This window comes from Actinacidiphila bryophytorum (assembly GCF_016916835.1).
GTDB lineage: Bacteria > Actinomycetota > Actinomycetes > Streptomycetales > Streptomycetaceae > Actinacidiphila > Actinacidiphila bryophytorum.
Genome location: NZ_JAFFIX010000018.1, coordinates 23,089 through 36,167, shown reverse-complemented (window position 1 = coordinate 36,167; position 13,079 = coordinate 23,089). Strand labels below are relative to the sequence as shown.

Genomic DNA, 13,079 nt, shown 5'->3' with positions numbered 1-13,079 from the left:
CAGGCGACACGGCCCCGGCCCCGGACCTCATCTGAGGTCCGGGGCCGGGGCTTTTCGCTGCCTGCCGCCGGGACTTGGCGCGGCCCGCCGCAGGGTCTCTCCGGGGGCTCCCGAGTGAGGCGCCGCACGTGACCCGCGCCACTTACTACCGGGATTAGTGGCCCCATGCACCACTGTCAGGCGATAGGGGCGTTTTGTCCCGTTTCCTACGACCTCGGGTAGGAGAGGGGGTGTTTGCCGGGCCGGTCGGGGCCGGGTTACCAAGGTGGAGCGACGGGCCGCACCGGCCCGATACCCCCACCCAGTGAGGTTATTTTCTGCATGCGTAAGAACTCGACGATGAAGAACCGCGCCCTTAAGTCCATGAGCCGTGGCCGGGTCGCCGTGGTGACCGGAGGTATGGTCGCGGCGCTCGCGCTGGGCTCGACCGCAGCGTTCGCCGCGAGCGGCGCGCACGAGGCGGCTCCCGCCTCCGCCGCCACCGCGAGCGCGAGCAGCGTCTCCGACGTCCTCGCCAAGCAGGCGGCCGCGCAGAAGGACGCCGCCGCCCAGGCCAAGGCCAAGGCGAAGGCCGCAGCGGACGCGAAGAAGCGGGCGGCCGCCAAGGCCGCCGCCGACCGCAAGGCGCGGATCGCCGGCTGGATGACCCCGGCCGCCCACTACGTGCTCGGCGCCGGCTACCACCAGGTCGGCTCGCACTGGATCCACACCCACTCCGGCCAGGACTTCGTCGTGCCGTCCGGCACCTCGGTGCGGGCCGCGCACACCGGCACCGTCGTGACGGCGGGCTGGGGCGGCGCGTACGGCAACAACATCGTGATCAAGCACGGGTCGCACCTCTACACGCAGTACGGCCACCTGTCGAAGATCGGCGTGCACGTCGGCCAGCACGTGATCACCGGCCAGGAGATCGGCAAGTCCGGCTCCACCGGCAACTCGACCGGCCCGCACCTGCACTTCGAGGTCCGCACCACCCCGGTCTACGGCTCCTCCGTCGAGCCGCTGCACTTCCTGCGCGCCCACGGCGTGAACCCGTAAGCAGCGCTCAGCAGCAGCCCCCGGCGCCAGCAGCAGCCCCCGGCGCCAGCAGCAGCCCCCGGCGCGCCCAGCGGCGTCGGTAGAACAGCACAGAGCGTCAACCTGCCGCCGGCGAGTCAACCCGTAAGGACACTCGTCTCGGCCTGGGCGACGAGATCGAGGGCGACCTCGAGGATGGCCGCGCGCTTCTCCTCGGGGTCGCCCTCGACGTTCTGCGTCACGAACATGCCGGCGTGCATCGAGAAGAGCGCGGTGACGCTGCGTACCTGGGCGGCGATCGGTGCGCTCGGGTCCTTGATCAGCTCGCCGAGCGCCTTCATGCTGCTGCGGAAGTTCTCGCCGACGGTCAGCTCGCGCACCGTCGCCTGGTTCTCCTGGATGAAGCGGAAGAGGTCGACCGAGCCCCACAGGATGTCGCTGTAGCGGCGCAGGATCTCCTGCTTGGTGGCCAGCGAGTGCGGCTGGCCCTCGGCCCAGGCGATCAGCTCCCGCATCGGCCTGGCCAGGTCCTCGGCGATGCTGCTGAGGATGTCTTCCTTGGTCTTGAAGTGGTAGTACAGCGCGGCCTTCGTGACGTCGAGCCGTTCTGCGATCTCCCGCAGCGAGGTCTTCTCGTATCCCTGCTCGGCGAACAGCTCAAGGGCGACCTGCTGGATGCGCCGACGCGTGTCGCTCCTGCGCGGCTGCGCCTGCGACTGCGGTTCCTGCTGCGGTGTGCCCATTGCCTTGTCGCTCTCCTGGCTGCACTACGTCACGTCCCACTTCAGGGAGTGTGACCGGCTATAAGCCCACACGGTAGGCCCTGCTTCCGAGGCTACGCACTTACTTGACGCCCGGCTAGTAAACAACGTACCTTGCTGATGCACGAATCTGCTAGCCGGGCGGCAAGTAAGTACCCCTGAAACCACCGCCCTCACGACGGGGGAGGAACCGGTCATGTCCCAGACCGAAGCAGTAGAGCCGGTGTCACCGGGCGCACCGGGTGCGAGCACCGACGGCGGGCCGCGACAACGCAGCGTGCGCGTCGTCATGGTCGGCCTGCTGATCGCCATGCTCCTCGCGATGCTCGACAACATGATCGTCGGCACCGCCATGCCCACCATCGTCGGCGAGCTCGGCGGACTCGACCACCTCTCGTGGGTCGTCACCGCCTACACGCTGGCCACCGCCGCCTCCACCCCGATCTGGGGCAAGCTCGGCGACATGTACGGCCGCAAGGGCATCTTCCTCACCTCGATCGTGATGTTCCTGATCGGGTCCGCGGCCTCCGGCATGGCGCAGAGCATGGACCAGCTGATCGCCTTCCGGGCCTTCCAGGGCCTGGGCGCCGGCGGTCTGATGGTCGGCGTGATGGCGATCATCGGCGAGATGATCCCGCCCCGCGAGCGCGGCAAGTACCAGGGCCTGATCGCCGGCGTCATGGCCATCGCCATGATCGGCGGCCCGCTCGTCGGCGGCTCCATCACCGACAACTGGGGATGGCGCTGGAGCTTCTACATCAACCTGCCGATCGGCGTCGTCGCCCTCGCGATGGTCACCATCGTGCTGCACCTGCCCAAGAAGCGCAGCCAGGGCCGTATCGACTACTGGGGCGCCTCGCTGCTGACCGTCGCGATCACCTCGCTGGTGCTGCTCACCACCTGGGGCGGTACGCAGTACGCCTGGGGCTCCGTGCAGATCATCGGCCTGCTGGTGCTGGGCCTGGTCACGCTGGCCGCGTTCATCTACGCCGAGACCCGCGCGCCCGAGCCGATCATGCCGCTGCGGATCTTCCGCAACGCGAACTTCTCGCTGATCTCGGCCATCGGCTTCCTGGTCGGCTTCACGATGTTCGGCGCGATGACCTTCCTGCCGCTCTACCAGCAGACCGTCCAGGGCGCCTCGGCGACCAACTCCGGCCTGCTGCTGCTGCCGATGCTGCTCGCGATGATGGCCGTCTCGATGGTCGCGGGCCGGGTGACAACCTCTACCGGGCGTTACAAGATCTTCCCGATCGTCGGCGGCGCGCTCATCACCGTCGGCCTGGTCCTGCTGTCGATGATGGACGTCCACACCACCCGCCTCACCTCCGGCATCTACATGGCCGTCCTGGGCGCGGGCATGGGCTTCATCATGCAGATCACCATGCTCATCGCGCAGAACAGCGTCGAGATGCGGGACATCGGCGTCGGCTCGTCGTCCGCGACGCTCTTCCGCACCATCGGCGGCTCTTTCGGCGTCTCCCTCTTCGGTGCGCTGTTCTCGCACAAGGTCCAGCACGGCATGGAGTCCTCCGCGGCCGGTGCCGCCGCCACGAAGGGCGGCGCCCAGCTCGACCCGGCGACCATCGCGAAGTTCCCGCCGGACGTGAAGAACGCGTACTTCCACGCAGTCGCCTCCGGCACGCACACGGTCTTCCTGTGGGGCGCCGTGATCTCGGTGCTCGGCTTCCTGGCCGCCTGGTTCATCGTCGAGACCCCGCTGCGCGGCGGCCCGGCGTCCAAGCAGGAGGCTCCCGTCGAGGAAGAGCCGCTGCTCGCCGACGCCATCTGACCTCCGGTCGGGCAGCCGCGTACGTACCGCAGCCCCTCGCGTCCTTCGCCGGACGCGAGGGGCTGCGCCTGTCGCTGCCGGGTCAGTCCCAGCCGCGCTGGGTCAGGCGGGGCGGTCCGCCGTCCAGGTAGGCCCGCAGGGCGATGCCGATCGACGGGACGAAGCCGTCCGGCAGGTCGTCCGTCCGTGCCCAGCGCACCTGGTCGTGCTTGCCCGGCTCCCGGTTCTCCGGCTCGCCCTGCCACGCGTGCGTCACGAACACGACGGTCAGGAACCCGTTGGGTGACTCCACGCCCCAGGACCCGTGCACGACATGCGCCAGCGCCAGGTCCTCGCCCCTGACGACGAGCCCCGTCTCCTCCCGCAGCTCCCGCACGGCCGCCGCGGTCACCGCCTCCCCGGGATCCGCCTTCCCGACCGGCAGATCCCACATCCCCTCCCCGTACTTCGCCCCCGCCCCCCGCTGCAGCACGACGACCCGATCCTGGTCGAGGTCATGCACGATGACGGCGGCGGCCAGCAGGGTCATGGCCCCCACAGCAGGCGCCAGCGCCCGCTCCTGCCTGCCGGTCCCCGGCTGTTCCATGGTGATCCCTCCCTCGCCGAAGCCTAGGGTCTGCGCATGAGCGAGGGACGCCGCCCGGCAACAGCCGGACGGTGTCCCCGCCATGGATCCGTCGAGAGTGCGGCCCGGCTACCTGGCCCGGGCCGAGCCCGGGGCGCGGCCGGACCGGTACGGGGCCGTCAGCACTGGTGCGTGGCGCCGTGGTTGCTGAGGTAGACGTCGCTGAACCAGCCCTCCTGGCTCGTACCGGAGATCCGGCCGTAGGTCCAGGTGTCCATCGTGATGCCGTTGCCGGTGACCGAGCTGCCGTAGTCGTAGCACCAGTAGTAGATCTTCGCGCCGCCGGCGGCGTAGCCGTACGCGTCGCAGTACGTGTACGGGCCCTCGCGGCGGGCCAGGCTGCTGGCCGTGACCGTGCCGCTGCCCGCGTCGGCGTTGTGGTGGTAGAAGCTGCAGGCGACGTCTGGCGAGACGTCGGCCGACGCCGACGGTGCGAGCACCAGGCCGCCGCCGAGCAGGGCGGCTCCCGCCATGAGTCCGATGTGCATCCTTTTCAGCACGTGGGTTCCCTCCCTTTGTTCGGGTGTGATGTCCGGTTCACGCCTGCCGCCCCCGTCGCACGGGGGCAGAGACTTGATTGGGACGCGTGACAGCGTGCGCGTCGGCCGCCGCTCGCCGCGATGTATTCAGCTGCTGCTGAACTGTCGGGCGGCGCAGCCGCAGGGACGGGCTCCGGGGGGACCATGTGCTGAGGGTGCATTTCACGGCGGAGGACCTGTTACGGGTCCGGATGGCCGACGAGCCGGCGCCCCTGATGGAACTGGGTCTCGCCCTCATGACGCTCAAGCGCCGGTCGGACCCGGTGTTCGGCCAGTGGCGCCACCGCGCCCAGCGGGTCCTCCCGCCTCAGGCCCGTCCCGTGCTCGACCTGCTGTCGACGACCGGCACGGGCCCGCTGTTCCTCGACCCGCCCACGGCGGGCTTCGCCGAGGGCATGGACACCGTGCGCTCGACGCCGCGCGCGTCGGTCCGCTCCGAACTCCTCAGAGTGCGCGCCCTGGAGCGGCCGCGCGCGAGCTGGGTCCGCGGGCTCGCCGACGACGACCGCGAGTCCTGGCAGCTCCTGGAGCGGTCGATGACGGCCGCGTACACGAGCCTCCTCGCCGACGCCTGGCCGCGCGTCCGGGCCGGGTTCCAGGCCGAAGTGGCGTGGCGTGCGCGGCACCTGGCCCGGCACGGGCTGCTCGCCACGCTGACCGGGCTGTCCTCCTCGGCCCGGTGGAACGGCATGACCCTCGAGTACCCGCCCGCGTACGACCGCGAGATCCGGCTCACAGGACAGGGCGTGGTGCTGCTCCCCTCGCTGCTCTGGACCGCCTACCCGCTGCTCGCCCCGCAGCCCGGCGGCCCCGCGCTGCTGATCTACCCGGCCGTCACCCCGCTGCCCCTCCAGGACGCCCCCGCCACCCCCGACCCCCTCAACGCCCTGCTCGGCACCACCCGCGCGGCAATGCTGCGGCTCCTCACGACGCAGCACACCACCTCGGGTCTGGCCAGGGCGCTCGACATCAGCCCCCCTGCGGCGTCCATGCAGGCCAGAACACTGCGTGACGCCCGGCTGATCACCACGCAACGCGAGGGCAAGAGCGTCTCGCACTACTGCACCGCACTGGGCCTCGACATGATCACGGCATCAACGCCCCCGCTGGGGGACCCGTCGCCGGCGCCGTACGGTACGCGCCCGGCGCGGTCACCGGCCTGACCACCCCGGTGGCCACTGCCACGGCCTCACCGACCCCTGGCAGCCGTGACCGGCGGGCAGCCGACAGCAGGCATTCGACCGCATTCGCCCGCTTCCTCCGCCCCCGTTACACAACCGATGGGTCGCTGTGCGCCCGCTGTGCGTCCGTGGTCGCGGAAGCCTGACATCCGGTCCGTAGCTTCGGCGCAGCCAGGGGAAAGGCCCGGGTGCGACCACGGCGGACTGACCTGCCGCCGGGGGCCGGTGGGCGGAGGGACGGGGTGGAGGACATGGTGGCGGCGAGCGGCGCGGTGCTGGAGTTCGAGGAGTACGTCAGGACCCGGCAGGAGGCCCTGCTGCGCAGCGCGCGCCGACTCGTCCCCGATCCGATCGACGCGCAGGACCTCGTGCAGACGGCGCTGGTGCGGACGTACCCGCGGTGGGAGGACATCACCGACAAGACGCTCGCGGACGCGTACATGCGCCGGGTGATGATCAACACCAGGACCGAGTGGTGGCGGAACCGGAAGCTGGAGGAGGTGCCGACCGGGGACCTGCCGGAGCCGAGTGTGGACGACGGGGCCGAGCAGCGGGCGGACCGGGAGATGCTGCGGGACGTGCTGGCGGTGCTGGCGCCAAAGCAGCGGCAGGTGGTGGTGCTGCGGCACTACGGGCAGCTCACGACGGAGGAGACCGCGCGTGTGCTGGGGATGTCCACGGGTACGGTGAAGAGCACACTGCACCGGGCGCTCGCCCGGCTGCGGTACGAGCTGGAGCACGGCAGCTACGGCTACACGCGGCCGGAGGCGGACGAGGCGAGGGAGCCGGAGGAGGCGATGTGCGCCGCATAAGACCCGGTAGTGCCGCGATGGGCGCGCTGACCTGCGCGTGCGTCGTGGCTACGGGCTGCGGTGCGACGGAGACGGGTGCCCGTAAGGAGGGTCCGGCGCCGAGTGCCAGCGTCCGGCGGTCGTCCACGGCGGCGGCCCCGGCGATCGCCCGCGACCCGCGGGCGCTGGCCACGATGGTGCGCCGGGACAGCAGCGTCAGCCAGGGCGTGCGCGAGGACCTGACGCCGTGCGCGGGCGACGACTACCCGATGGCCACCGACACCGGCGACCTGACCGAGGGCGACGGCCCCGACCTGGTGGTGAACGTCACGACCTGCGGAGACGGCCTGGGGGTCGCCGCGTACGTCTACCGTATGGTGAACGGGAAATACCAGAACGTCTTCGCCGACGAGCGCCCCCCGGTGTACGGCAGCGTCGAGGACGGGCAGCTGCAGATCATCCACGAGGTGTACAAGGTGGACGACCCGGTGTCGTACCCGACCGGCCAGGAGTCGGTGCTGTACGCGTGGCGGGACGGCCGCTTCGTGCAGGTCTCCCGCAGCTACGCCGACTTCGGCGCGAGCACCCCGACCGTACGCCCCGAGCCGACGTCGACCGATCCGGCGCCGCGCCCCGACTCCGACCCGCTCGACCCGGACCTGCCGACGCCGAAGCCGACGCCGACCGCGTCGGCGGCCCCGGCGCGCTAGCGGCATGGCCGGCACCCACGTCCTGTTCGTCGAGGACGACGACGTCATCCGCGAGGCCACCACGCTCGCCCTGGAGCGCGACGGCTTCCAGGTCACCGCGGCGCCCGACGGCCTGACGGGCCTGGACGCCTTCCGCGCCCGGCAGCCCGACCTGGCGCTGCTCGACGTGATGGTGCCGGGCCTGGACGGGGTGAGCCTGTGCCGGCGGATCAGGGACGAGTCGACCGTGCCGGTCATCATGGTCTCGGCCCGCGCCGACGCCATCGACGTCGTGCTGGGCCTGGAGGCCGGCGCCGACGACTACGTCACCAAGCCCTTCGACGGCGCGGTGCTGGTCGCCCGCATCCGGGCGGTGCTGCGCCGGTTCCGTGCCAGCGCCGCCGACGGCCCGCAGGACGAGGGCGGTGCGCTGCTGTCCTTCGGCGACATCGCGATCGACCCCGAGGGCCTGGAGGTCACCCGCGGCGGTGAGCGCCTCGCCCTGACCCCGACCGAGCTGCGGCTGCTGCTGGAGTTCGCCGCGGCGCCCGGCACGGTGCTGTCCAGGGACCGGCTGCTGACCCGGGTGTGGGACTACGAGTGGGGCGGCGACACCCGGGTCGTGGACGTGCACGTCCAGCGGCTGCGGGCCAAGGTCGGCCAGGACCGTATCGAGACCGTACGCGGCTTCGGCTACAAGCTGCGGGCCTGACAGCCCATGGCTTTCCGCCCCACCCTCACCCTGCGCTGGAAGCTGAGCGCCGCCATCGCCGTGGTGTCGGCGCTGGTCGTGGTCGCGCTCAGCCTGGTCGTGCACAACGCCGCCAGGGTCAGCATGATCAACAGCGCCAGGGACGTCCAGGACGAACGCGTCCAGTCCGCGCTGCGGATCTACGAGACCAACGGCCGCCTCGTCTTCTACGCCACCCTCAACGACCCGGCGCTGCCGCCCGAGTTGAAGGACTACGCCGCCAAGGGCCAGCGCGCCACGTTCGTCCAGCAGACCCGCTCCGGCCTGGTCGTGTGGGCCGAGACCCCGGCGGGCAACGGCAAGGTGCTGTCGCTCAAGACCGGTTTCACCGACCGCTACTCGGTGCTGGTCGACCTCGACCAGACCCTGGTGCTCGGCTCGGTCACCGTCGTCCTCGGCGGCACCGCCGTCGGTGTGCTCGTCGGCGGGCGCATGTCGCGGCGGCTGCGCAAGGCGGCGACGGCCGCCCGCAAGGTCGCCGACGGCGACACGCAGGTCCGGGTGCGCGAGGCCATCGGCGGGCGGGGCCGCGACGAGACCGACGAGCTGGCCAGGGCCGTGGACGCGATGGCCGACGCCCTGCAATTGCGCCTGGAGGCCGAGCGGCGGGTCACCGCCGACATCGCGCACGAGCTGCGCACCCCGGTGACGGGCCTGGTCACCGCGGCGGAACTGCTGCCGCCCGGGCGGCCCTCGGAGCTGGTACGGGACCGGGTCCACGCGCTGCGCACCCTGGTCGAGGACGTCCTGGAGGTCGCCCGCCTCGACGGAGCCGCCGAGCAGGCCGACCTGCAGGAGGTCGCGCTCGCGGAGTTCGTCGGCCGCCGGGTGCCGGTGCTGGCGCCCGAGGCCACCGTCACGGTCGCCGAGGACGCCGTCGTCCAGACCGACCCGCGCCGCCTGGAACGCATCCTCGGCAATCTGCTGGCCAACGCGGCACGGCACGGCGGCGCCCCCATCGACGTCCTGGTCGACGGCCCCTACCTGCGGGTCCGCGACCACGGCCCGGGCTTCCCCGCCGACCTGCTGCGCGAAGGCCCCAGCCGCTTCCGCACCGGCTCCACCGACCGCGCGGGCGCGGGGCACGGCCTCGGCCTGACCATAGCCACCGGGCAGGCCCGCGTCCTCGGCGCCAGCCTCACCTTCCGCAACGCCCCGCCCTCCGACGGCGGCGGTGCCGTCGCGCAACTGCTCCTGCCGCGCCAATGACGCCGGCGCCCGCACCGGCCTGCCTAGAGTGGGCCGATGCGTGAGACGCCAGAAGAAACGCGCGAGCTGCAGGACCTGCTCGACGCCTCCCTTTCCCGCTCCACCAGCCACCTGCGTTCCATCGTCAGCCCCGAGCGCACCCTGACCGCGGCGCAGCTCACCGCGACCCTCACCGGGATGTGCACGCTCGCCCTGTCCACGGTGACCGCCTCCGGCGAGCCCCGGATCAGCGGCGCCGACGGCCACTTCCTGCACGGCAGGTGGCATTTCGGCACCGCCCGCACCGCGGCCAAGGCCCGCCACCTCGCCGCCCGCCCCGCGGCCAGCGCGGCCCACATGCGCGGCGAGTCCCTGGGCGTCTTCACCCACGGCACGGCGGTGGCCCTCAACCCGCTCGACGCCCCCGCCTCCCCCGACTGGCCACCGCTGCTGGCGTACCTGAAGGACTTCTACGGCGCCGACGCCTTCGACTGGTCGGCCGAGGTCGTCTACTACCGCCTCGACCCGCACTGGATGACGGTCTTCGCGGCGGAACCGGCGGCCTGGCCGCCCGTCCCCGCCACGTGAGCTGCGGGCAGCCCGCTCACACCGGCAGGCGGTAGACGCCGTCGGCCAGGGGTTCCACCAGGCCGTCTTCGACCAGGGTGTCGAGGGCGCGGGCGCGCTGGACGGGGTCGTGCCAGACGGAGTCGAGGGCGGACTGGGAGACGGGGGTGGGGGAGGCGCGCAGGACGGCGAGGAGGCGGCCGCGGACCTGGCGGTCGGTGCCGGCGTAGGACTGGCCGCGGCGCGGGGGTCCCTCGTGCGCGGGTGAGCCGGCCAGCCGCCAGGCGCACAGCGCGGCGACCGGGCACTGGCCGCACTGCGGGGAGCGGGCCGTGCAGACCAGGGCGCCCAGCTCCATGGTCGCCGCCGCCCAGCGCGCGGCCGTGGCCTCGTCGGCGGGCAGCAGCCCTGCCGCGGTGCGCCGCTCGGCGGCGGTCGTGGCGTTCGGGGGGTGGGCGACACCGGTCACGACGCGGGCGAAGACCCGGCGCACGTTGGTGTCGAGCACGATGTGCCGCCGCCCGTAGGCGAAGGAGGCGACGGCCGCGGCCGTGTACTCGCCGACCCCGGGGAGCGCCAGCAGTTCGGCGTGGTCGTGCGGCACCTCGCCGCCGTGCCGCTGCGCTATCGCGCCGGCCGCCGCGTGCAGCCGCAGCGCCCGCCGCGGGTAGCCGAGCCGGCCCCAGGCCCTGACGGCCTCGCCGGGCGACTCGGCGGCCAGGTCGGCGGGGCGGGGCCAGCGGGCCAGCCACTGCTCGTGGACCGGCAGCACCCGGACCACGGGGGTCTGCTGCAGCATGAACTCGCTGATCATCACCGACCAGGCGCCCGCGTCGGGGCGGCGCCAGGGCAGGTCGCGGGCGTGGGCGTCGAACCAGCCGATGACCGGTTCGTGCAGCGCCGCCGCGCGGGGCGGGGTGGTGGCGGGGGCGGACTCGGGAGTGTGGTGGAGGTCTGTGCTCATCGCCTCGCGATCCTCGCACACGCCACAGACAGCGATCGTCCGCCGACGTAAACGTGATCATCGGCAAAGACCGGGCACCGAGCGGCGGGTGTTGCGACGGCACACGGGTGATCTCCCCTAGAGTTCGGGTGTGGGCTCGTTGCGCAATCCCGTCGGACCTCTTCCGTCGACCATCTACTGGCGGCGGCGAGTCGTGGTGTTCGCACTCGTCGCGCTGATCGCCGCACTGGTGATCTGGGCGGTGACGTCGGGCGGCGGCGGAAGCGGCAACAGCTCGTCCGCGCCCACCGGTTCGCACACCCCGGCGGCGAGCATCACACCGGGTCCGGTGCCCAGCGGCACCCACATCAGCGGACGCCCCGGCGGCCGTGAGACCGCCCCCTCCGACGGCGGGACAGGCGCCGACGGCGGTACGGGCGACGGGACTTCGGCGGGCGCCACGGCCGGCGACTCCGGCGGCGGGACCACCGGCGCCACCTCGGGTACGACAGCCGGTACGTCCGCGGGTGCCGACGGCGGCACGGGCACGCCGGGCGGCGGCACCGGCGGTGCGAGCGCGGGCACCGGCGCGAGCGGCGACCAGGTACCGGCCGGCTCGACGCTGCCGGACTGCTCGCCGGGTACGGTCACGCTGTCGCTGACCAGCGCGCAGAACACGTACGCACCCGGCGAGGACCCGGTGTTCCAGCTGCACGCCACCAACTCCGGCACTGTCACCTGCAAGGTGGACTTCGGTCCGCGCAACGCGGTGTTCACCGTCACCAAGACGCCCGACGACAGCCATGTGTGGGCCTCCGACGACTGCCCGGCGTCCACCGCGTCCTACCTGCTCCAGGTGCCCGCGCACGGCAGCACGACGTACACGCTGCACTGGAACGGCAGGACCAGCTCCCCGCACTGCGCCACCCCCAAGGGCGGACAGGCCGCGCCGGGCAACTACCTTGCGCAGGCGCAACTGCCGGGGTACGGCACCAAGAGCGTGCCGTTCGTCCTGTCGCAGGACTGAGGTTCTCCCGCCGGGCTCCCGCCGGGCTCCCGCCGGGTTGAACAGCGGGCGCTACACGTAGCGTTCGAGGATCGAGGACTCCGCCAGGCGGGACAGGCCCTCGCGGACCGACCGGGCGCGGGCCTCGCCGACACCGTCGACGGCCTGCAGGTCGTCCACGCTGGCGGCCAGCAGCTTCTGCAGGCCGCCGAAGTGCTCGACCAGCCGCTCGATGACGGTGTTCGGCAGCCGCGGCACCTTGGCCAGCAGCCGGTAACCCCGCGGCGACACCGCGGAGTCCAGCGACTCGGGCGAGCCGGTGTAGCCCAGAGCCCTTGCCACCGTGGTCAGTTCGATCAGCTCGCTCTGCGGCAGCGCGTCCAGCTCCGACATCGCCTCGGCGACGGTGCGGCTGCGCTTGGCGGTCGGCTCGGGCACGTAGTCGCGGGCCACCAGCTCGCGTTCCGGCTCCACGCCCGCGATCAACTCGTCGAGCTGCAGCGACAGCAGCCGGCCGTCGGTGCCCAACTCCACGACATACTCGGCGATCTCGGTGGCGATCCGGCGCACCATCTCCAGCCGCTGCGCCACCGCCGTGACGTCGCGGACCGTGACCAGGTCCTCGATCTCCAGCGCCGACAACGTGCCCGCGACCTCGTCCAGCCGCAGCTTGTAGCGCTCCAGGGTCGCCAGCGCCTGGTTGGCCCGGGACAGGATCGCCGCCGAGTCCTCCAGCACCCGGCGCTGCCCGTCCACGTACAGCGCGATCAGCCGCATCGACTGACTCACCGACACCACGGGGAAGTTGACCTGCTTGCTCACCCGGTCCGCGGTGCGGTGCCGGGTGCCGGTCTCCTCGGTCGGGATCGTCGGGTCGGGCACCAACTGCACGCCCGCCCGCAGGATCTTGGTGATGTCCTTGTCCAGGATCAGCGCGCCGTCCAGCTTGCACAGCTCGCGCAGCCGGGTCGCGGTGAACTCCACGTCCAGGACGAAGCCGCCGGTGCACAGCGACTCGACGGTCTTGTCCATGCCCAGCACGATCAGGCCACCGGTGTTGCCGCGCAGGATGCGCTCAAGGCCGTCGCGCAGGGCCGTGCCGGGCGCGACGGCGCTCAGCGAGGCGCGCATCAGCCCGCCGTCCTGGCCGGTGCCGGACCTGCTGGCGGAGTCCGCCGCTGCCTTGCGGGCCGGGGCGGCGCCTGCCCGGTCGTTGGCTGCCACTGCGT

At 72.3% G+C, this 13,079-nt stretch carries 14 protein-coding genes; 9 read left to right on the top strand and 5 right to left on the bottom strand.

The window, feature by feature from the left end:
• Positions 1-321 precede the first annotated feature (321 nt).
• Positions 322-1,038: a M23 family metallopeptidase gene (locus JT723_RS23655; protein ID WP_205046786.1), complete on the top strand. Its 717-nt coding sequence runs from the start codon at positions 322-324 to the stop codon at positions 1,036-1,038.
• A gap of 116 nt (positions 1,039-1,154) precedes the next feature.
• On the opposite strand, the gene JT723_RS23650 is transcribed toward JT723_RS23655, so the two are convergent.
• Complete coding sequence (locus JT723_RS23650; protein WP_205046785.1) at positions 1,155-1,760, bottom strand: TetR/AcrR family transcriptional regulator; 606 nt, start codon at positions 1,758-1,760, stop codon at positions 1,155-1,157.
• A gap of 214 nt (positions 1,761-1,974) precedes the next feature.
• Here JT723_RS23650 and JT723_RS23645 point away from each other — a divergent pair, with 214 nt between their 5' ends.
• Positions 1,975-3,570: an MDR family MFS transporter gene (locus tag JT723_RS23645; RefSeq protein ID WP_205046784.1), complete on the top strand. Its 1,596-nt coding sequence runs from the start codon at positions 1,975-1,977 to the stop codon at positions 3,568-3,570.
• An 82-nt stretch (positions 3,571-3,652) separates the two neighbouring features.
• On the opposite strand, the gene JT723_RS23640 is transcribed toward JT723_RS23645, so the two are convergent.
• Positions 3,653-4,156 carry an NUDIX domain-containing protein gene (locus JT723_RS23640; protein ID WP_205046783.1) on the bottom strand — a complete coding sequence of 168 codons (504 nt, stop codon included), beginning with the start codon at positions 4,154-4,156 and terminating at the stop codon, positions 3,653-3,655.
• 158 nt (positions 4,157-4,314) lie between these two features.
• Positions 4,315-4,683, bottom strand: a complete 369-nt coding sequence (locus JT723_RS23635) for an SH3 domain-containing protein (RefSeq protein ID WP_205046782.1) — start codon at positions 4,681-4,683, stop codon at positions 4,315-4,317.
• Between the two features lie 206 nt (positions 4,684-4,889).
• Between JT723_RS23635 and JT723_RS36240 the strand changes: the two genes are divergently transcribed.
• The 6 genes from JT723_RS36240 to JT723_RS23605 all read left to right on the top strand — a co-directional run bounded on the left by JT723_RS36240 (position 4,890) and on the right by JT723_RS23605 (position 9,922).
• Positions 4,890-5,897 (top strand): ArsR/SmtB family transcription factor, encoded by a 1,008-nt coding sequence (locus JT723_RS36240; protein WP_205046781.1) that lies wholly within the window; start codon positions 4,890-4,892, stop codon positions 5,895-5,897.
• Positions 5,898-6,166: 269 nt separating this feature from the next.
• Entirely contained in the window at positions 6,167-6,727 is a 561-nt protein-coding gene (locus JT723_RS23625; protein ID WP_205046895.1) for a SigE family RNA polymerase sigma factor, read from the top strand.
• A gap of 17 nt (positions 6,728-6,744) precedes the next feature.
• Positions 6,745-7,416 carry a hypothetical protein gene (locus JT723_RS23620; RefSeq protein ID WP_205046780.1) on the top strand — a complete coding sequence of 224 codons (672 nt, stop codon included), beginning with the start codon at positions 6,745-6,747 and terminating at the stop codon, positions 7,414-7,416.
• 4 nt (positions 7,417-7,420) lie between these two features.
• A complete protein-coding gene (gene cseB, locus JT723_RS23615) occupies positions 7,421-8,107 on the top strand; it encodes a two-component system response regulator CseB (RefSeq protein WP_205046779.1) in 687 nt (228 codons plus the stop codon).
• 6 nt (positions 8,108-8,113) lie between these two features.
• Positions 8,114-9,355, top strand: a complete 1,242-nt coding sequence (locus tag JT723_RS23610; RefSeq protein WP_205046778.1) for an ATP-binding protein — start codon at positions 8,114-8,116, stop codon at positions 9,353-9,355.
• A 36-nt stretch (positions 9,356-9,391) separates the two neighbouring features.
• Positions 9,392-9,922 (top strand): pyridoxamine 5'-phosphate oxidase family protein, encoded by a 531-nt coding sequence (locus JT723_RS23605; protein WP_205046777.1) that lies wholly within the window; start codon positions 9,392-9,394, stop codon positions 9,920-9,922.
• Positions 9,923-9,938: 16 nt separating this feature from the next.
• Here the strand turns inward: JT723_RS23605 and JT723_RS23600 are convergent, their stop codons facing one another.
• On the bottom strand, positions 9,939-10,865 hold the full coding sequence (locus JT723_RS23600) for an iron-sulfur binding domain-containing protein (RefSeq protein ID WP_205046776.1): 927 nt from the start codon (positions 10,863-10,865) through the stop codon (positions 9,939-9,941).
• 130 nt (positions 10,866-10,995) lie between these two features.
• On the opposite strand from JT723_RS23600, the gene JT723_RS23595 reads away from it, so the two are divergent.
• Positions 10,996-11,871, top strand: coding sequence for a hypothetical protein (locus tag JT723_RS23595; protein ID WP_205046775.1), 876 nt, complete (start codon positions 10,996-10,998; stop codon positions 11,869-11,871).
• Positions 11,872-11,922: 51 nt separating this feature from the next.
• On the opposite strand, the gene disA is transcribed toward JT723_RS23595, so the two are convergent.
• A complete protein-coding gene (disA, locus tag JT723_RS23590; RefSeq protein ID WP_372441370.1) occupies positions 11,923-13,074 on the bottom strand; it encodes a DNA integrity scanning diadenylate cyclase DisA in 1,152 nt (383 codons plus the stop codon).
• Between the last annotated feature and the right edge of the window lie 5 nt (positions 13,075-13,079).